At 72.7% G+C, this 19,715-nt stretch carries 12 protein-coding genes and 2 pseudogenes; 5 read left to right on the top strand and 9 right to left on the bottom strand.

All coding sequences use genetic code 11. From position 1 onward, the window contains the following. Positions 1 to 212: 212 nt before the first annotated feature. Positions 213 to 797 carry a sigma-70 family RNA polymerase sigma factor gene (locus OG386_RS36370; protein WP_223835653.1) on the top strand — a complete coding sequence of 195 codons (585 nt, stop codon included), beginning with the start codon at positions 213 to 215 and terminating at the stop codon, positions 795 to 797. Continuing rightward, the gene (locus tag OG386_RS36365; protein WP_328791619.1) at positions 794 to 1,552 is read left to right on the top strand and encodes an anti-sigma factor; all 759 of its coding nucleotides are present in this window, start codon (positions 794 to 796) and stop codon (positions 1,550 to 1,552) included. The genes OG386_RS36370 and OG386_RS36365 overlap by 4 nt, the downstream gene beginning before the upstream one ends. A gap of 175 nt (positions 1,553 to 1,727) precedes the next feature. Here OG386_RS36365 and OG386_RS36360 read toward each other — a convergent pair whose 3' ends face one another. Together OG386_RS36360 and OG386_RS36355 are read right to left on the bottom strand one after the other, a co-directional pair. Continuing rightward, positions 1,728 to 2,645 carry an aminoglycoside phosphotransferase family protein gene (locus OG386_RS36360; RefSeq protein WP_328791618.1) on the bottom strand — a complete coding sequence of 306 codons (918 nt, stop codon included), beginning with the start codon at positions 2,643 to 2,645 and terminating at the stop codon, positions 1,728 to 1,730. Between the two features lie 281 nt (positions 2,646 to 2,926). Then, complete coding sequence (locus tag OG386_RS36355) at positions 2,927 to 8,806, bottom strand: TIR domain-containing protein (protein ID WP_443053328.1); 5,880 nt, start codon at positions 8,804 to 8,806, stop codon at positions 2,927 to 2,929. Between the two features lie 159 nt (positions 8,807 to 8,965). On the opposite strand from OG386_RS36355, the gene OG386_RS36350 reads away from it, so the two are divergent. Further along, positions 8,966 to 10,156 carry an SLC13 family permease gene (locus OG386_RS36350; protein ID WP_328791616.1) on the top strand — a complete coding sequence of 397 codons (1,191 nt, stop codon included), beginning with the start codon at positions 8,966 to 8,968 and terminating at the stop codon, positions 10,154 to 10,156. A gap of 127 nt (positions 10,157 to 10,283) precedes the next feature. Here OG386_RS36350 and OG386_RS36345 read toward each other — a convergent pair. Continuing rightward, positions 10,284 to 10,678: pseudogene (locus OG386_RS36345) on the bottom strand (helix-turn-helix domain-containing protein); the annotation flags it as partial. Positions 10,679 to 11,309: 631 nt separating this feature from the next. Between OG386_RS36345 and OG386_RS36340 the strand changes: the two are divergent. Together OG386_RS36340 and OG386_RS36335 are read left to right on the top strand one after the other, a co-directional pair. Then, positions 11,310 to 11,768 carry a hypothetical protein gene (locus OG386_RS36340; protein ID WP_328791615.1) on the top strand — a complete coding sequence of 153 codons (459 nt, stop codon included), beginning with the start codon at positions 11,310 to 11,312 and terminating at the stop codon, positions 11,766 to 11,768. After that, positions 11,765 to 15,124, top strand: coding sequence for a tetratricopeptide repeat protein (locus OG386_RS36335; protein ID WP_328791614.1), 3,360 nt, complete (start codon positions 11,765 to 11,767; stop codon positions 15,122 to 15,124). Before OG386_RS36340 ends, OG386_RS36335 begins: the two co-directional genes overlap by 4 nt. A gap of 205 nt (positions 15,125 to 15,329) precedes the next feature. Here OG386_RS36335 and OG386_RS36330 read toward each other — a convergent pair whose 3' ends face one another. The 6 genes and pseudogenes from OG386_RS36330 to OG386_RS36305 all read right to left on the bottom strand — a co-directional run bounded on the left by OG386_RS36330 (position 15,330) and on the right by OG386_RS36305 (position 19,714). Next, entirely contained in the window at positions 15,330 to 16,160 is an 831-nt protein-coding gene (locus OG386_RS36330; protein WP_328791613.1) for an inositol monophosphatase family protein, read from the bottom strand. Then, complete coding sequence (locus OG386_RS36325; protein WP_328791612.1) at positions 16,141 to 16,629, bottom strand: hypothetical protein; 489 nt, start codon at positions 16,627 to 16,629, stop codon at positions 16,141 to 16,143. Before OG386_RS36325 ends, OG386_RS36330 begins: the two co-directional genes overlap by 20 nt. Before the next feature lie 154 nt (positions 16,630 to 16,783). After that, complete coding sequence (locus OG386_RS36320) at positions 16,784 to 17,728, bottom strand: hypothetical protein (protein WP_030011489.1); 945 nt, start codon at positions 17,726 to 17,728, stop codon at positions 16,784 to 16,786. 69 nt (positions 17,729 to 17,797) lie between these two features. Then, entirely contained in the window at positions 17,798 to 18,622 is an 825-nt protein-coding gene (locus tag OG386_RS36315; protein ID WP_328791611.1) for a tyrosine-protein phosphatase, read from the bottom strand. Positions 18,623 to 18,845: 223 nt separating this feature from the next. Beyond that, positions 18,846 to 18,985: pseudogene (locus OG386_RS36310) on the bottom strand (IS5/IS1182 family transposase); the annotation flags it as partial. Between the two features lie 93 nt (positions 18,986 to 19,078). Beyond that, positions 19,079 to 19,714, bottom strand: coding sequence for a VOC family protein (locus OG386_RS36305; RefSeq protein WP_328791610.1), 636 nt, complete (start codon positions 19,712 to 19,714; stop codon positions 19,079 to 19,081). Position 19,715 lies beyond the last annotated feature (1 nt).

Genomic DNA, 19,715 nt, shown 5'->3' with positions numbered 1-19,715 from the left:
GCGTCTACGGGACTAACCCACCGGTGAGTCACGCCGTCCATTCGGCTCCGGCCCTCATCCGGATGGCCCCATCACCCGAACGGGCGATGGTTCGCACAAACTGCCGAACAATGCTTCGGGGGCTGCCGAAGGAAATGTCCGCCGCGACCGATCCCCCTGCCCCGCGGCTCCGAATGAGCCGTGCAACCGAGTACTCCTGGAGGACCTCCCCGGTGAGAGAGAACGTGCGCATAGGCCGACACCCGTCGGCCGCCCCCGACCTGCCGGAACTGATGGGCCGGGTGGCCCGCGGTGACCAGCAGGCGTTCACGGCCGTCTTCGAGGCGGTGTCGGGCCCCGTCCTGGGCCTCGTGCGGACCGTGCTGCGGGACCCGGCCCAGTCCGAGGAGGTCGCCCAGGAAGTCCTGGTCGAGCTCTGGCGGACCGCCGCCCGCTACCAACCCGCGCGGGGCTCGGTGATGAACTGGGTGCTGACCCTGGCCCACCGCCGGGCCGTCGACCGGGTGCGCTCCGCGCAGGCGTCCACCAACCGCGAGAAGCGGGCGGCGCTGCTGGACCACACCACGGCCTACGACGAGGTGGTGGAGCAGGTGGAGACCCGGTTGGAGCGCGAGCAGGTGCGGCGCTGTCTGCACGGGCTCAGCGAACTGCAGCGCCAGTCGGTCACCCTGGCGTACTACCGCGGCCTGACCCACCGGGAGGTCGCGGAGTTGCTGTCCCTACCGTTGGGTACCGTGAAGACACGGTTGCGCGACGGGCTCATCCGGCTCCGTGACTGTCTGGGGGTGGGCGTGTGAACGCCGCGGATCCACACACGTTGACGGGCGCGTACGCGCTCGACGCCCTCGAACCCGAGGAGCGGGCCGCCGTCGAGCGGCACCTCGCCGACTGCGTGTCCTGCACGCAGGAGGTCCGGGAGTTCTCCGAGACGGCCACGCGCCTCGGGCTCGCCGTGGCGGCGCCGCCGAGCGCCGCGCTGCGGGACGAGGTGATGCGCCGGATCGCGACGGTGCGCCAGGAACCGCCCTCGACGGTCAGGGCCGCGCGCGGCGGCCACGTACGGCCCCGCTGGCGGCCGGTGCCGAGCTGGGCACTGGCGGCCTGCATCGCGGGGGCCGTGGCGCTCGGCGGTGTCGCGGTGGCGCAGTACGAACAGGCCGAGGACGCCCGGCAGCAGGCGCAGCAGGCCCGTCTCACGAACGATGCCGTCGGCTCGATCCTCGCGGCCGCCGACGCCCGGGTGACCACGGCGCCGCTGCGGGGCGGAGCGGTGGGCACGGTGGTCGTCTCGGCCGCCCGTAACCAGGCGGTCTTCGCGGCCTCCGGCCTGCCGGCGCCGCCCAGCGGGAAGGTGTACCAGCTCTGGTACGACGACGGCGGCGGGAAGATGCGTTCGGCGGGGCTGATGGACAGCGGTGCCCCGGCGACGGCCACCCTGCTCGACGGCCCGGTCAACAAGGCGTCGGGAATGGGCGTCACCGTCGAACCCGCAGGGGGCTCGCCGCAGCCGACCACGGCTCCGGTGGCCCTGCTGGCCTTCCCGACGGTCTGAGCCGGGCGCCGGTCAGAGGGCCGGGGCGACCCGGAACCGGTTGCGGTATTCCGTCGGCGTCGTGTCGAGGTGTCCGCCGAGCAGCTCCACCACGCCGCGCTCGCAACGATCGCCGATCTCTACGGGGTCGTCGTCCCGTCCGCCGCCTGCCTCGGCTGAGGCGGCGGACGTCCGTTCAGCCGGCCGTCGCCACGAGGCGCCGCAGTGCGGCGTGGGCGGGCGGGCCCCAGGTGGGCTTGCCGCCCGGTCGGCCACGGACACCGGCCTCGCCGATGAGGATGCCGCCGAGGGCGCGTTGCACGGCCCAGCCGCGGGCGCGGCGCAGGGTGGCGTCGTCCGCGGTCGGCCGGTAGGCGGCGTGGAAGCGGTCGGCGGCCCCGTCGGGCAGCAGGATCCAGGGGGCGGCGAGGTCGCAGGCCGGATCGCCCGCGCAGAGGTCACCGAAGTCGATCACGCCGCAGAAACTGCCGTCCGCGGTGAGGACGTTGGCCGGATGGAGGTCGCTGTGGAGCCAGAGCGCCGGGCCCGCCCAGACGGGCGCGGCGACCGCGTCCTCCCAGACCGCGCGGACGGCGTCCGGGTCGGGGATCAGCCCCTGCTCGATGGCCGAGGCCAACCCCTCGGCGAACCCGTCGGCGATGTCTGCCAGCGGCCCGCCGCGGCCGTAGTTCCCGACGGGTGCCCCGTCGGGAGCGGGTCGGTGAAGGGCCGTCAGGAAGGCGGCCAGCCCTTCGGCCGCGTCCGTGGCGTTCGTGGCGGGGGCGCGGTCGGCGGGCTCGCCGGGGACCCAGGTGGTGACGATCCACGGGCGCGGGAACCTCTCGGAGGGTTCGCCGATGCGCTGCGGAACGGGAACGGGCAGGGGGAGGGTCGGAGCGAGGTCGGGCAGCCAGGCGTGCTCCTTGCGCAGCAGCACGTCCGCGGACGGAGTCGCCCAGGGCAGCCGGACGGCCAGGTCGTCCCCGAGCCGCCACAGCTGGTTGTCCCAGCCACGGGCCCCGAACCGTACGGGGCGGTCCGCCAGGTCCGGGTGTTGGTCGCGTAACAGGTCCCGGACCAGCTCCGCGGTGACCTCAGTTTCGGTGTACGTCATGCGGGCCAACCCTAGGTCGTGTCCGCACGGTCCCGCCTGCCCCGCGACGCCCGGCACCGCACCTCATCCCCCAGACTCCGTCCGGGGGGACCCCCAGGTTGTCGGGCGCGCCCGAGTACGTCCGGTACACGGGCGCCCCTCGGCCCTGCGGGTCTGGGGAGACCCCATGGCACCGGACGCCGCAGGGCCCGCCCTTCCGGCGGCCGGCGCTACTTTTGCGGACACGCACTACGGGGTCTCGTGCGGATCCGGCCGGAACCTGCTCCGCGAAGCCTCGGGCGTCAGAGGTCCTCGCCGAGCGGCAGCCGGTGGATGCCCGGCAAGTACTCGTCGAGCTCCCCCGGGGTGAACCGGGACATGCCGACGACGTGCCAGAACTCGCCGGCCACGTCGCCCTCGTACTTGTACCCGCCCTCCGGTGTCAGCGCCGCCCAGCCGCCCGCCATGCCCATCAGCGTCGCCCGCAGGGACGGCGGTTCCCCGTCCGCCGGGACGTTCCACAGCCGTACGGTGCCGTCCTCGGCGCCGCTCGCCAGGGTCGTGCCGTCCGGGGAGAAGGCGAGCGAGAGCACCCGGCCGGTGTGACCGACGAGGTCGGTGAGGTGCTCGCCCGTCGCGGCGTCCCACAGGCCGACGGCCCGGTCGTCGCCGCCGGTGGCCAGCAGCGGGCGGCTCGGGTGGGCGGCCACCGCCCACAGCCTGCCGCCGCGTCCGCGCAGGCGCAGATCCGCCCGCCCGTCCCGCCAGACGACGGCCGTACCGTCCCAGCTCGCGCTGGCGAGCCAGGTGCTCCCCGGGCCGTACGCGACGCCGTACACCCGGTCGGCATGCCCGCCGAGCTGCTCCACGAGGGCTCCGCTCCGGGCGTCCCACACCCGTACGAAACTGTCGTCACAGCCGGTGGCCAGTACATCGGCGTCCGAGCGGAAGGCGATCGAGCGGACCCGGCCCCGGTGCTCGGTCAGCGTCGACACGGGGGAACCCGTGGGACGGAACCAGACGCGTACGGAATCGTCGTCGTTGGCGGTGGCGAGCAGGGTCCCGTCGGCGTTGAAGGCCTCCGCCCAGACGTGCTCGGTCTCGGCGTCGAGCTCCCTCAGGTACTCGCCGCCCACCGGGTCCCAGAGGTACATGTCGCCGTCGTTGCTGGCCGTGGCGAGGAGGGCCTCGAGGGGGCTGAAGGCCGCCGAGACCAACCGGTCGCCGCGCCCGGTGAGCTCTTCCGTACGCCGGCCCGTGCGCGTCTCCCACAGCCGTACGACCCCGTCGTTCCCGGCCGTGGCCAACTGCGTGCCGTCCGCGCTGAAGGCGACACCGCTGATCCGGCGGCCGTGGCCGCGCAGGATGCGCTTGCCCTGGCCGGTGGCCGCGTCCCAGATCTGCGCGCCGCCGTCGTTGCCGACGGTGAGCAATTGGCTGTCGCCGGGCCGGAAGGCGCACGCCCAGGCCGTGCCGCGGTGCTCGGTCGGCTGCTGGGGGTGGAGGGCGATCGTGTACCCGTGGGGGCGTCCGGTGACCGTCCACAGCCGGACCGCACCGTTGCTGTCGCAGGACGCGAGGAGTTTCCCGTCGTCGCCGAAGAGCACCTGGTAGACGGCTCCGGTGCCCCGTTCGAGGATTCCGGCGGGGGTGCCGACCACCGGGTCCCAGAGCCGCACCTGACCGTCGGTGTCGCCGCTGGCGAGGAGGTTGCCCTCGGGGTGGAAGTCGAGGACGTAGACCCGGCCGGTGTGTCCGGTGAACTCGTGCAGCAGCCGCGCGTCGGCCGTCCGCCAGATCCGTACGGTGCCGCCCTGCCCGGGCGCGCCCCGGTCGGCGGTGGCGAAGAGGGTCCCGTCGGGGCTGAACCGGGCGCGGTAGACGGCCCCCTGGTGGCCGTCGATCTCCCGGACGCAGTGCCCGGTGTTCAGGTCCCAGAGCCGTACCTTCGCGCCCGCGTCCCCGGTGAGCAGCAGGCCGTCCGGTCCGTGGACCGCGGTGTAGACGGGCGCGGTGTGGCCCGGCAGCCGGTGTACGGGCTGGCCGGTGGCCGTGTCCCAGACGGTGACCAGGCCCTCGCGGTCGCCGGTGGCCAGCACCGTGCCGTCCGCGTCGAAGGAGACCGGCCACACGCCGTCGGGGTGGACCCGCAGGTGGTGCCGGCACGCCCCGGTCACCGGGTCCCAAAGGCGCACCGCGCCGTCGGAGCCACCGGTGGCGATGACGTCCGGCCGGAACTTCACCGCGTACACGCGCCCTTCGTGCCCCTGGAGGGTGCGCACGGCGCGGCCGTCGTCGGCGCCGCAGACCAGGATGGAGCCGTCCTCGCTGCCCACCGCGAGGAGTTCGCCGTCGCTGCTGTACGCGATGGGTTCGGGGAGGCGGCTGGTGCGCATGCCGAAGCCGTACGGCACCCCGACGGCGGAGGGCCGGAACCCGGCGTCCACGGGCATCCCGGGGGCGATCGCGGCGGTCCCGAGCTCGGGGGCCGACCGCACCCCGTCGTCCATCGTCACGTCGATGAGCGCGGCCCGGTGCCAGCGGCTGCCGGTCAGCAGGGCGCCCCGCAGATCGGTCCGGGTCAGCCGGGCCCGGCTGAGGTTCGCGCCGGTCAGGTCGGCCCGGCTCAGGTCGGCCCGGTCCAGGCGGGCGCCGATCAGCCGGGTGCCCCGCAGCAGCGCGCCGGAGAGGTTGGCGCCGATCAGCCGGGCGTCCGTCAGATCGGCGTCGGAGAGGTCGACCCCGGAGAAGTCGCGGTGCGAGAGGTCCTCACCGGCCAGCCGGGCGCCGCGCAGGTCGGCGTTGGCCGGCACCCGCAGCCGGTCGGAGATCCGGACGGCGTTGGCGCGGGCGGCCTCGCTGACCGCTCGCCCCGGGGCGTCGAGGACGTCGCGCACCCAGCGGGCGCACTGCTCGTGGTCGGCGAGGTCGCAGAAGAACTCGACGGCGAGCTGGCTGAGCGGGCGTGCGAGGAGCACGGTGTGCTGTCCGCGGGCGAGCTGGCGGGCGGCCTCGCGCGCCACCAGCCATTCGATGACGGAGCCGTGGATGAACTGGAAGACCCCGTCGTCGCTGCGGACCAGCAGGCTGCCCGCGCCGACCGCCTGGGCGCGCTCGGAGGGGGTGAGCGGGGACTCGGTGAGTTCGTTGAGGGTGCCGGCCACGGTCTCGGTGAGCTCGTCGAGCCGCAGGGCGCTGCGGCCGCTCTCCCACAGCCGCCAGGCCAGCGCGGTGACCGCGGCCCACAGCTGGTCGATGGTGAGCCCGGGCGGCGCGCCGGGCCCGCCCTGGCCGCGCCGTTCCTCGTGGTCGAGCCAAGAGGTGAACACGTCCTCGTACAGCCGGGCGGGGCTGAGCGCCCGGCCCGCTCCGGCGACCGCGCGCAGCTGGTCCTGGCTCAGATCGGCGACGAAGGAGAGCAGCCGGGGATTGCGGCAGAGCATCAAGAGGTCGGGGATGTTGCGCAGGAGCTGGTAGCGGCGGTCGGCGGCACGCTCGTCGCCGTAGCTGCGTACGAGGTAGGAGCGGATCTGGGCGGGGGTGAAGCCCTCGACGGCCAGGATCCTGCGCTGCGGGAGCAGGCCGACGCGCTCGCCGAGCGCGGTGAGGACCTGGGCGTGCGACTTGAAGTGCTGGGTGCGGCTGCTGACGACGATCTTGGCGTGGTCGACGGCCGCGTCGAGGAGGACCTGGAGGTGGTCGGCGGCCCGGTCGTAGCTGACCCGGTTGACCAGTTCGTCGAAGCCGTCGAAGAGCAGGACGACGCGGCCCTGGGCGAGCATGTAGCGCAGGGCCCGCAGGTCGATGGTGTCGACGTCGTGGCCGGCCAGGTGCGCGGCTACCAGGCCTTCGAGGCTGTGCGCCCGGTCGAGGGAGTTGAGCGGGATCAGCAGCGGGGTCAGGTGCGGGAGCTGTTCGGAGATGCGCCGGGCGAGCTCGCGCAGCGCGAAGGTCTTGCCGTGTCCGAAGTCGCCGAGGAGCAGGACGAACCGGCCGTGGTCGGACTCCAGGAGCTCCAGCAGTTCCTCGACGAGTCCGTCGCGTTCTTGGACGGCGCCGTCCTGGCCGTCGGGGCGGTCGGCGTCGCGGTAGCGCTGGGGGAGGTAGAGGCCGGGGGCGTACTGCTCACTGCTGTTGAGCCGGGCCGTCTGCGCGGCGACGTAACCCCGCAGGTCGAGCAGGCCCTGGAACTCGATGAAGCTGCGGACCCGGACCCGGACGCCGTGCGCGGCGGCCCGTCGGCGCAGTCCGCCGGCCGGGGCGTCGCCCGCGTACACGAGGACGGCCTCGGAGCCGGTGTCGGTCGCGTGCACCTGGGCGATGAAGCGGTCGAGTTCCTCCTCGGTGGGGCTCCCGGGGTGGACGGCTATGCGCTGCTGCTGGACGACGCCGTCCTCCTGCTCCTGCCAGGTGGCCATGATCTGCACCATGTCGCCGGGTTCGCGGCGCGGGACGTCGCGCAGCCGTACGCCCTCCCGGCGCACGCGGCAGATCTCCTTCACCCGTTCGGCGAGCGAGGCGGCCGGGTCGTCCAGGGGAGCCCGGCCGCCGGCCCGCTCGACGTTGATGACGGCGGGCAGTTCCGGTACGGGGAAGACCCGGCGGGTCTGCCGCCACGCGGCGGGGAAGGTCTCGGACGCGGAGGTGATCCGGTCGTCCCAGCGGGTCACGCCCTCGGCGCCGACCTGGAGCAGCTGGAACCTGGCGGGGGCCGCGGAGCCGAACAGGGGCAGCTCCCAGGCGCCCCCGGACGCCGGGGAAGGCCCTGAAACCCCTGGAGCCCCGGCGAGCTGGGTGCGACTGGGGGCCGAGGTGGTGGTGCGCGGGCCGCCGGTCGGCCCGTGCAGCAGCAGGTGCAGCCGCGGGGCGGCCAGCCGGGCGAAGGTGTCGGCGTCCCGCAGCCCGCCGGGGCCGCCGACCGCGTCGCCGGGGCGGCGGCCGTCGGTGAGCGGGTGGCGGAGCGCGCCGATGCGCAGCCAGCCCTCCTCCTCGTACCGGCGCATCGCCTCGGCGAACCAGGCGGCCTGGTCGCGGCCGATGAAGCCGTACTGCTCCTCGGCGCGGTGGCTGTAGGCCATGGAGGAGTTGAATCCGGCGACGACCGTGCTCAATTCGGGCACCGGAAAGAGGGTCCAGGGCTGGTCGCTGTCGAAGACCGTGTCCAGGCCCTGGTAGAGGCCGCGGAACAACCGGGTGTAGTGGCGCCATTTGGGCCAGTACGGCGGCTGCGGCGCCACCTCGTCGGCTTCGCAGGTGTGGAAGTAGGCCTGGGAGGCGGCCTGGTTCACGTCCTGTGCGCCCGGTACCACCATCACCCGCTGGGGGGACAGGTCGAGCTGGGAGCGCAGGGCGGTCAGGAAGCTGAGGGCCTGGTCGCATTCGCGCGGGCTGCCGGACGCGGTGAGGTCGCCGGTGACCACCATCAGGTCGGGGGCGGGTGCCCCCGCGTCCCTGAGCATGATGAGGTCGCCGCGGATCTGCCGGCTGAGCGAGTCGGGTTCGCGGCCGCGCCCGAAGTCGGGCCCGGCCAGGTGCAGGACGGTCACGGCGTCCCGGGCGCTGTGGCCGGCCGCGGCGGCCTGCGGGTAGAGCGGCGCCCTGGCCGGCCGCCGGCGTCCCGACCAGCCGGGGCCGGCGAGCGCGCTCGGCTGCGGCTGACCCGGATTGGGCTGCTCCGGGTGGCGCAGGGGTCCCGGCCCGCTCCCGCTCCCCGGGAAGCCGGGACGGCGGCCCGGTCGGGCATGGCCGTCGACGGCCTGCCCGACCCGGTTCAGCAGCAGGGAGCGGGCCGCGTCGATGTCCGCCACGCCGACGAGGTCGACGTAGGTGATCGTGGCGAGGAGTCCCTCGATCGGGATCTCGTCCACCCTGACGGTCAGCAGCCTCCGTTCGGGCGACTCGGGCGAGGCCCGGAGCGCGGCCTGCCATTCCATGCGACCGTAGGTGGAACGCTCGTAGTGGCGGGACAGTACGGCGATGACCGCCAGGGACTCGCTGACCCCCCGGTCCATGAAGTCTATGAAGTTGGTTCCCGGTACGAAGTCCCAGGCCTGCACCACCGTGCGGTAACCGGCTTCCTCCAGGGTCCAGGCGATCCATGCGGCCCATTGTTCGTCTGCCGGGGAGTAACTGATGAAGAAGTCGAACTCTCTTGCGGGAGCGCCGAATTGCCCGTCCGTCATCATGACTCCATCGTAGGGCCGCACCCCCGGCGGCGGGTTTGTCCCGGCAAGGACGGGGCGGTCCCCCGCGGGACGCCGGACACCCCGCCCGGGCGGACCTGTCCGGTTCCTTCCGCCCCGTCTGATGCCGGGGCGTGTGTATGTGCGAACCTGTTCGCCGTGTCTCTCCTCAGGCGTCTGCATCCACTGGACTGGCTGGCCGGCGGCCTGCTCGCACTCGGTGCACTGTGCGTCGCTACGGGCCTGCTGCCCACCGGACCCGCCTCGGACGTACTGGAGCGCATCGGTCCGCTGGTGGTGTTCCTGGCCACCGTCATCGTCCTCGCCGAACTGACGGGCAAGGCGGAGGTCTTCGACGTCGTCGCCACCTGGGTGGCCCGGGCGGGGCGCGGCAGGTACCCCCTCCTCTTCTGCCTCTGCGTGCTCTTCGCGTCCGTCACCACCATCACCCTCAACCTGGACACGACGGCGGTCCTGCTGACCCCGGTGATGCTGGCGCTGGCGACCCGGGTCGGCATCGCGCCCGTACCGCTGGCGATGACCACGGTGTGGCTCGCGAACACGGCCAGCCTGCTGCTGCCCGTGTCGAACCTGACCAACCTGCTGGCCGCGGACCGCATCGCACTGACCCCGTCGGAGATGGCCGCCACCATGTGGGCGCCGCAGTTGGCCGCCATCGCGGTCACGATGGCCTGCCTGTGGGGCTTCTACTGGCGCCCGGGGCGCCGCGCCGAGACCCGCTACACCCCTCCGCCCCTGCCGCGCCCCGCGGATCCGGTCCTGTTCCGGGTGAGCGCGGTGGCGTGCGCCGGATTCCTGCTGGCGATCTTGCTCGCCGACGTACCGCTGTGGTCGGCGTCCATGGCGGCCGCGCTGATCGTGGTCGTGGCCTTCTGGGTGCGGGGCCGGGAGGCGCTGCGCCTCTCCCTGATCCCCTGGCGGCTCCTCGTCCTGGTCCCGGGGATGTTCCTGGTCGTGGAGACGGTCAACGCCCACGGGCTGCACGACGTCCTCGCGGCGGCGATGGGCTCCGACAACGGCGTCGTCGGAATGCTGCGGTCGGCGGCGGTCGGCGCGGGCTTCTCGAACGTGCTGAACAACCTCCCGGCCTACCTGGCGGGCGAAGCGGCGATCCCGGTGGCCAACCACGAGCAGCTGCTCGCCCAGCTGATCGGCGTCAACGTGGGGCCGGTCATCACGCCGTGGGCCTCGCTGGCCACCCTCCTGTGGTTCGAGCGCTGCCGCTGGCACGGCACCCGGATCGACCTGGGCCGCTTCTTCGGTACGGGCATCGTGCTGGCGGTGGCGGGCACCCTGGCGGCAACCCTGGCGCTGGCGGCCACCACCTAGTGCTCTGACCGGGAAGGTGCACCGGGATGAGCTTCGGTGGGGTTGGCCCAGGAGGCATTGGTCGGGGTGAAGCAGTTCGGCCTCGTTCTTGGTCGCCCACTGCTTCATGCGCCAGCTCGTGTGGGCGGATGGGCCTGGCTATGTCGCGCCGCAGGTGATCGGCGAGCTCGCGGATGGACCAGCGGGTGAAGGGCTTGCCGACCCCCGGGTCGGGCGGGTGGTGGCCGTCTGGATGACGAAGTCTTCGTCGTCAGGGCTGAGCAGGCGGGGACGGCCTCCCGCCCACTGAGGGTGCAGGCGTGCGAGCCCGATCCCGTTGAACTGGTGGATCACGTCGCGGACGGTGTCCTCGTCCGCCTGGACCAGTCGTGCGATGACCGGGACGGTGCTGCCGCCGGCCGAGGCCAGCAGCATCATCGCCCGGCGTAACCGAACCGAGCTGGTACTGCCCCGCCGCACGATCTGCTGCAGTTTCTGTCCCTCCAGCTCGGTCAACCTGCGAGCCCTGACCGGTTGTGCCATCCCACTTCCAGCCAGCACAACGAGGAACCCCGCGAACGTTCACGGTCACGACACGAGGCAGAGCCGCAAGGCCGGGGCGACGACGAGGGCGCCGACCGCGCGGGCCACGCGCCGGGTACGTCCGGACCACTATGGCGGAGAGCACCCGACGCAGATCTCGCGAGTATCCTCCCGCAGTGCCCTCCAGAGCGCGTGCCTTATCCGCTGTGGCCAGGGCGGCAGTCCCTCCGGTGCCATGCGGCCTCGGCCCTCGACACTGGACCGGACGACCAGGAGGAGTAGGACCGCAGTTTCCGCGAGAACCGGGACCATGCCTGCACCGACGAGTTGGGTGAGCAGCGGGAGCTTCTTGCCCGCCGCGCTGGCAGGTCCGGCGAGGACAGCCCCGTCGAAGGCGAGAGCAGGCCGGCCTTGCTGTCGGTGCGGGCGGAAGCTCGCGAATTCCCGAAATCCCGGTCGCGGATACGACGGAACCCGCTCGCGACCTGCGGATCGACAGATACCTGTGTACGGGCTTCTTGGGGCTCGCCCGGGCCGGGGCGCCGAGAGTCGGCGAACGCATGCGGTGTCCGGCGCCGAGGCGCGATGATTTGCGCAGTCGTAACCGTCCAGGACCGACCGAGGGGACCCGATGCCCGACCTGCACGAAGCCCAACAGCTCTTGGAAACTCTGGCCTTGACCGGCGCCACCACCGTGGCGGCCGCGATGGGCACCGACGCCTGGCAGGCCACCCGGGGCTGGACGGCTGGGCTGTTCCACCGGCGCGGCCACGACCTCGCCGAGGTCGAGCGCCAGCTGGACAACGACGCCGCCTTGGTGGCGGGCGAGGAGGCCGACTCCGCTCGCTCGGAGCTGGTAGGGCCGTGGCGGCGTCGGCTGCTGGCCCTGCTGCGCGAAGACCCTGAGGCCGTCAAGGAGCTTCTGGAGCTGATCGACCAGATCCGCAACCGCCTGCCGAACGCCGCCCCCGGCATGACGCAGAACATCAAGGCTTCCGACCACGCGATCGTCAACGTGGTGCAGAACGGCAACCAGGAGAACCGATTCATGGACACCCCGCGCCGGGCGGACGGTGGGGAGACCGCGTGAGCAAGGGCGGGGCGCCGCAAGGCATCGTCTTCACCCAGAACATCACCACCTTTGGTGGGCGGGTGAACGCGGTCCAGCACGGTGACCAGTACAACTACATCTACCGCGCCGAGCCGCCCTACCAGGTGGAGCCGTTCCCGCTCGGCCACCCGACCACCCCCGCGCCCGGTCTGACACGGGTTCCCAGCCGGCTGCTGACGGCCCGGCACCAGGTCGTCCCGTTCTTCCCGCGACCGGAGCTGGAGCTGCTGGCCGCCTGGCGGGACGACGCCGTACCGGGCATGTCGGTCCGCCTGCTGCACGGCGAGGGCGGGCGGGGGAAGACCCGCCTGGCCGCCGAGTTCGCCGCGGGTTCGGCGCGGGCCGGGTGGACTGTGGCACAGGCGCGGCACCGCAGCGAGGTGGCCTCGGCAGGCGGCGGGGACCGGAGCCTGACGGTGCGTCGCCCCGGGCTGGTACTGGTGGTCGACTACGCGGAGCGCTGGCCGCTGGCGGACCTGCTGACCCTGGTGCGCCAACACCGGGACGCGGCCCGCGACCGGTTACGGATCCTGCTGCTGTCCCGCCCGGCGGGCGACTGGTGGCAGGGGCTGGCACACCAGTTCGCCAAGCTCGACATCTTCGACAGTGAGACCGTCCCCCTGGAACCACTGCCGGACGACGCCCGGGTACGGGCCGGAATCTACGTTTCGGCCCGCGACAGCTTCGCCGCGGCCCTCGACATACCCGAGCCCGCAGACCTGGGCGTCCCCGGGGAGCTCGACGATCCCCAGTTCGCGCTGACCCTGACCGTCCACATGAAGGCCCTGGTCGACGTGGACGCGGCACGTCGGGGCGTGACACCGCCGTCCGGCCGGGACCAGGCGGCGCTCTCTTCCTACCTGCTGGACCGCGAACACGACCACTGGCGCTCCTCGCACGACGGGCATCGCGGTCCGCTGCGTACCGGCGAGGGTGAGCTGCGCCGCGCGGTCTACCTCGCCACCCTCACCCGCCCGCTGCCGCCCGCCGATGCGGCCTCGGCGCTGACCCGTACCAACGCGCTCACTGGAACGTATGTGAAGGGTGCGGCAGCCGTGGCGGTGGCCGACCATACCCGCTGCTATCCCCCTCAGGATCCCGGCTTGGTTTTCGAAGCCTTGTCACCCGACCGTCTGGCCGAGGACTTCCTCGCCCTCACGCTGCCCGGCCGCGAGCAGCTGACCGGATACCACGCGACCGACGACTGGGTCAGGGTGGCACCGGCCCTGCTGCTCGACCATCCCGTCGACAGCGCACCGCCCGCACTGACCCGCCAAGTGCTCACCGTGATGATCGAGGCCGCCCACCGCTGGCCGCACCTCCTAGACACCCAGTTGATGCCCCTGCTGCTGGTCCGGCCGGCACTGGCGCCCGCTGCCGGCGGCGCCGCGCTACTGCGCCTGTGCGAGCTGGACGAATTGCCGAGCTTCATCCTGGAGCGGATCCTGCCCCACCTCCCGAACGAGCGCCACGTCGAACTCGACCTCGCCATGGCGGTGTTCACCCGCCGGCTGGTCCACCACCGCCTCGCCAGTGAGGCGGTCCCCGCCGCGGAGCGGGCCGACCTGCTGCACGCGCTCGCCTGGCGCTACGGCAACGCCGGCCTGCTTGCCGAAGCCCTGCCACCGGCGCAGGAGTCCGTCGAGCTATACCGGGAGCTCGCCGCGGGCGATCCCGGGCACTTGGTGAAGCTGGCGCTGGCGGTCACCGGATTGGCTGCCGCTCTGAACACGGCGGGCCGCTACGAGGAGGCACTGGCACCGACGGCCGAAGCCGTCGAGTTGCATCGGCAGCTCGCCGAAGCCGACCCGGCCGGACAACTGCCCGACCTGGCCATGGCGCTGAACAACTCGGGCATCCTGCTGCTGCGCGTCGGCCAGGCCGCCGAGGCGGTCGCTCCGGCGGTGGAATCGGTCGACGCGTACAGGCGGTTGGCCGCTGCCGACCCCGACCTGTACCTGCCGGAGTTGGCCACGGCAGTGACCAACCTGAGCAACAACCTCTCCGAGTCCGGTCGGGCCGAGGACGGACTGGCGGCCAGCGCGGAGGCCCTGAAGCTCCATCGCCGACTTGCGGAGGCCGACCCGGACCGGCACCTGCCGGACCTGGCGATGGTGGCGATCAACCACGGTTGGCGGTTGACGGCGGCGGACCGGCTCGACGAGGCGCTGCCCGCCTGCGAGGAGGCGGTCACCCTCCACCAGCGCCTGGCCCGCGTCAACCCCACCGCCCATCTGCCGCGGCTGGCGATGGCGTGGGACAATCTGGGCATCCTCCTGGCACGGCTGGGACGAGGGCAGGACGCCCTGGCGGCGACCCGGGAAGCGCTGGCGATCAGAGAGCAACTGGTCGCGTCGGACCCAGTGCTCCACCTACCCGACCTGGCCAAATCGCTGACCAACCTCAGCATCCGGATCTCCCAGACCGACAACGGGTCTCGGAGCGGTGACCACAGCCCGTTCGACGGGCTCGCGCCCGCGCAGCGGGCGGTGGGCCTCTTCCGCCCCCTGGCCGAAGCCAATCCCGCTCACCTGCCCGACTTCGCAACCGCGCTCGGCGCCCTCGGCCACTGGCACGCCTGGCGCGAGGAGCACGAAGAGGCCCTGGCAGTGGCCGGGGAAGAACTGGCCGTGCGCCGTCGCCTAACCGAGGCGGACCCCGCGGCGCACCGGCTCCAGCTGGCAGAGGCCCTGCAGATCACCAGCACCCGGTACAGCCGCGCGGGCCGCGTGCAGGAGGCCTTCGAGCCGCTGGCCGAGGAGGTTGCGGTGCGCACCGGCGCCGCAGCGGCCGGGCAGGTGGCCGAACTCGCCCTGCTGCACAGCACCGTGGCGCTGTACAGCCTGTACCTGGTCGAAACCGGGCGGACGTCGGAAGCGGTGCGGGTGACCGCTCTCGCCCTCAGGGCCCTGGAAACCGCCGTCAACGACGACCCGGCCTCCTATCAGCCCGAAATCGCGCGCGGCGTGGTCCTGCTCGGCCTACGGCTCGCCCAGGCCGGCCAGTTCGACCAGGCACTCCTGACGACGCGTGAAGGCGCAGAGGAACTCAGCCGGCTCGCCCAGGCCGATCAGCAGGCCCATCTTGCCGACTGCGCCCACAGTCTGAAGGCGTTCGCGCTGGTGCGGCTCCAAGCAGGTATGGAACTCCCCGACGCGCTGGGGGCGAGCGGCGCCGCACTGCGTGCCTGCCAGCTGTTGGCACCTGGGGAACTGAGCGGCGACCACCTCTTCCCCGGCCTGCCCGACTTCCCGATCGTCCACGCCGCTGCCCTGGAGGCCCTGGGCCACCCCGAGCAAGCCGCCGCCGTCCGCGGCGAACAGCATGCCCGCTGAACTCGAGCGCCCTGGCCGGCCTGGGAGGTACGCCCGTACGGGCGGCCAGGGCTCATCCCGTCTCGTCGATGCCGTCGCAGAGTTCGGGGTGGTGTGAACCTCGAAGCCGGTCGCCCACCGCAGGAACTCCCCAGCCGAACCGCAAAACCAGCGGGACGCCGCGGGGCCCGCCCTTCGGGCGGCCGGCGTACTTTGCGGGCAAGTCCTAGGCGCTCGGGGGGACGGCTCCCACCTCCCCCAGCAGGTACGCGAGGGTCTCGCCGCGCGCCGCCACGAAGCTGCGCCCGGTGTCGGCCCCGGCGAAGCCGGGTCTGAACGTCGCCCCGGACAGCGTGCGCAGCTCCACGCCCGCCTCGGCCGCGAGCAGCGCCCCGGTCGGCAGGTCGACGCCCTCGGCGCGGTAGCCGACGAAGGCGTCGATGGTGCCGCGCGCCAACAGGCTCCAGCCGAGCAGCGGCGCCCACAGCTGCAGGACGCGCCGGCAGCGCAGCTCCAGCACCGCGCGCAGGGCCACCGCCGTCACGTCGCCCCGTTCCACGGCGTACCCCTGGGTCCAGGCGACGACGGGGCCGGGGCGCGGCAGGGTGGGGTCGGGGCCGGGCAGCACGCCGGACGGTCCGTGGGCCCCGTACCCCTTGACCGCGTGCCAGGTCTCCCCGGTGACCGGCTCGTGCACCACGCCCATCACGGGGGCGCCGCCCAGGCACAGTCCGATCCCGACGGCGTAGGTGGGCAGCCCGATCACGACGTTGTTGCTGCCGTCCAACGGGTCGACCAGCCAGGTCCGTTCGCCCGCCGCGTCGAGGAGCCCGGCTTCTTCGGAGAGGATCCGGTCGTGCGGGAAGTGCCGCTGAATCCGGCTGAGCACGAGCTTCTCGGCGGCGAGGTCGAGGTCCACCTGCACGTCCCCGGACCCGCCCTTCGTCCGCACGCACCGCGCCGTGCCGAAACGCCTGCGCAGCAGGCCGCCCGCCTCCTCCGCCGCGGAGACGGCGACCTGCCTCTCGTGGTCGAAATCAGGCCCGCTGCTCGGCATCGATCCTCCTGAGGACGGTGTGGACGCTGCGCACGGTCTGCGCGGTGTCGCACAGCCGGCGGGTCGTGCGGCGCGGTCGGCCGTCGAGCGGGCCGAGCGAGAGGTCGAGCTGCCCGGGGATCGACGTGCCGTGCACCAGGGTGGCCGCGGGTTCCACGCCCTCCAGTGCGGTGGAGTGGAACTCGCCGGCCGCCAGGGTGTACGTCTCCCCGCCCGCGCTGATGTGGGCGGGGCCGGGCTCGCTCCGTACCAGGTGGGGGGTCGGCCGGATCTCGTCCACGCCGTCGCTCCCGCTGAACACCTCGAAGACCCGGTGGGTGGCGCCCTCCTCGCCGTCCCGGACCGCACTCGTCCGTACGGGGAGGTTCGCCACCCGCCCGTACAGCACGCGGCTGCGCAGTTCCCAGCTGTGGGCGTGCATCGGCGACGCCTCCGGATCGGCACGGTTGCCGATCTCGAAGAGATGCACGCAGATCCCGCGCGGCCCCTCTCTCAGCAGTGGCAGACAGAGGAATCCGAGCGGATGACGGACGGCATGTAACTCCCGTGTCCCGGAGGCGATTTCCTCCAGGGTGACGAGAGTGCTTTCGAGCTCGCGGTCCATGGGCACGCGCCGGAGCGCATCACCTCCTGTAGGGGTCCTCCGCGTGCAGGGCCTTTTCGATGATCTTGCCGATGTCGCTGTCGGTGAAGACGCGCGGCAAGGGCAGCCGCAGGTCGTCGAAGAGCGTCCGCACCTCGTCGACGGTGGGCTCCTGACCGAGTGGGGAGGCGACGCGCAGATCGAGCACGGTCGCCTGCTCGCGGCTCTGGTGCAGCTCGGTCACGTAGTAGTCGTAGAGCGGCTGCCCGCGCTCCACCAGCAGGTTCACCCGGGACTGGTCGTCCTGGGTGATGATGAGGCAGGTCTCGGACAGGTCGAAGCGCAGGGTCGGCACGGCGGCCGACAGGTGCACGCTGATCTCCAGCGTGGTCAGCTGCCGCTGGTACCAGCAGGCGGCGAGGACGGTCGCGTACGACTCCCGGCGGACCCGGTCGGTGGTCCACACGTCGTCTCCGCGACGCTGCCCGCCGAACATCTGCCGGAACCGGGCGTACGCGGCGCAGGCCCGCTCGTCGGCCGGATTGACGATGTCGATCTTCACGTTGAGCTGCGAGCGCTGTTCCTTCGCGGCGGCCACGCACAGGGGCAGCGTGACCGCCCGCAGGTAGGTGCCCGTACCGCCCTTGAAGTACCAGAGGTTGGTGTGCTGGCGGGCCTTGCGCAGTGCCTCGCCGACCTCGTTGCCCGAGAGCGAGCGCACCATCGCGAGGTCTTCCAGGGCCTGCCGGGTCCCGCTCATCGCCTCCTGGATGCTCGCGGGCCGGCGCACCCGCTCCACGATCGACCCGGTCGCGAGGAGGCCGAGCACGACGAGGGTGGCACCGGAGGAGACGTCGTCACTGATCACGTCACCGAAGATGTCGAGGAGTCCGACCGCCATCGCGATGCCCAGGGCGACCACGACGTCGGCGTTGCGCAGCACCCAGGCAACGAAGCGTTCCAGCCGCCCTACGTGCGCCGCCATGAACGCACCCCCCTCCCCCACCCGTCTTCCGATGGTAGGAGACGCGCCGGTGGCGCCACCAGAGCGACTTCACGTCGCGCGGTGGTCCTCGCCCCCGGCTTCGCGGCCGCTGTCGCCGCCCCTGTCGCTGTCGCTGCCGCTGTCGGTGTCGGTGTCGGTGTCGCCGGCGCCGGTCAGCAGACGGGAGCGCAACCGCTGCGCGGTCCGCTCCGAGAGGCCGACCCGGTCCGTGAGGTAGCCGTGCACGGATCCGTAGCGGGCTTCCAGGTCCGCGAGCACCAACTCCATGATCACGGCGGGGGCACGGCCGTAGCTCGGCCACTTCATGACCCGGCCCGGGTGGGCGGCCCGCCAGTCGGCGGCGAGCCGCTCGGTGGCCAGCTCGGTGAGCGCGAAGTCGGCGAGGACGTCGGACCGGTCCACCCCGAGCAGGGTCAGCAGGAAGACTCCGATGAGCCCGGTCCGGTCCTTGCCCGAGGTGCAGTGGAAGACCAGCGGGGCGGGGGCCTGCGCCAGCTCCTCCAGGACCTGCCGTATCTCCTCGGCCCCGTCCTCGGTGACCTCGGCGAACCGGTCCGCGAGGTACCGCCAGGGGTCGATGTCCGGGTCGATCTCGGCCTGGTCGTAGGGCCGGTGCTCGATGCTCAGGTTGACGTAGCGGAACCGCTCCGCCTCGGGCACCCGCCCCTTGGCCTCGATCTCCCACGGATACCGCAGGTCGATCACGGTCCCGATCCCGAGCTCCAGGAACCGCTCCCAGTCGTCGTCCGCCAGCTTGCCGAGCGAGTCGGCCCGGTACACGGTCCCCCACCGCACGGTGCGGCCGTCGGCGGACCGGTAGCCGCCCAGGTCCCGGAAGTTGTGCAGACGCTCGAACTCGACGTGCCGCTCCATCGGATGCCTCCCCCGTCTTCGGACTCCTTACCGGTCACCTTGCCGCAGGTCGGCCGCCCGACGGGGGGGTCCGCTGGAGACTGGGCCGAAGATCACAACCGCCGGACCGACTAGGTCCTGTCCCTTTGGTCAGCGTCGTGCCCAGATGAGGATGGCGGCGAGGTGGAGTAGGCCTGGTGGTCCGCGAGCACGGCGGGCGGCCGGGTTCGGGGCCTGCCGGGCCCACGTGGACCTTGGTGCTCAGGCCGCCGCGTGAGCGTCCGAGAGCGTGGCCGGCGGGCTCGCTGCGGCCTTCGGCCCCTTTGCGCGTGCTCCGGCGGAATGCCGCTGGGCGCAAACGACGGTGGAGTCGACCGAGACGGTCCAGCCGATGTCGTCATCGGCGTCCGCGGAGGCGCGCACGAGCCGGGAGACCCCCGTCGGCTGCTCCCTGCGGAGCAGCCCGACGGGCCCTGGTCAGATCGTGACCGGGCCGTGGGCGGTGGCGAACTCGACCGAGACCAGACCCGGTTCCTCGTCCTCGACCCAGGTGACGTCGATCTGGTCGAGGGGGTGGTCGGCCGGTTCGCCGAGGAATTCGGCGATGGAGGCGGCGTCACCGGCGATGGAGACCCCGTGGATGGTGCTGGAGGTGCGCGGGTCGGCGCTCGGGCGCTCCTCCATGGGGACCAACCACTGCAGGAAGTAGGGAAGTTGTGGGTCATCCAGCAGTTCCAGCAGGCCGATCTGCTTCCACCTCAGGTCGAACCCGTCGGGGCGCACACGGTGGCCCTCGGCCGAGGTGCGGCCGAGGCGGGCCTCGACCGGGGCCATGTCGTCGACGGAGACCACCCAACCGAGCCAGCCGCCGCCCTCGGCGGCGCGGCGCGCGACCGCCTGGCCGAAGGGTGCGCGGTCGGCGGCGGGGTGGTCGAGTGTGGTGACGACCTCGACGTAGGTGCCGCCGCTCAGCGGGAGAATGAAATTGCGCGTGCCGAATCGCGGGTGTACGCCCCCGTCGACGAACCCGGCGCCGAGGGCCGATCCGATCCACTGGACGGTCGAGACGAAGCTGTCGCGGGCCACCGCATAGGACACGTGATCAAGTCGCACC

The organism is Streptomyces sp. NBC_00273, from assembly GCF_036178145.1.
Lineage (GTDB): Bacteria > Actinomycetota > Actinomycetes > Streptomycetales > Streptomycetaceae > Streptomyces.
This window is presented reverse-complemented; position numbering and strand designations above follow the sequence as displayed.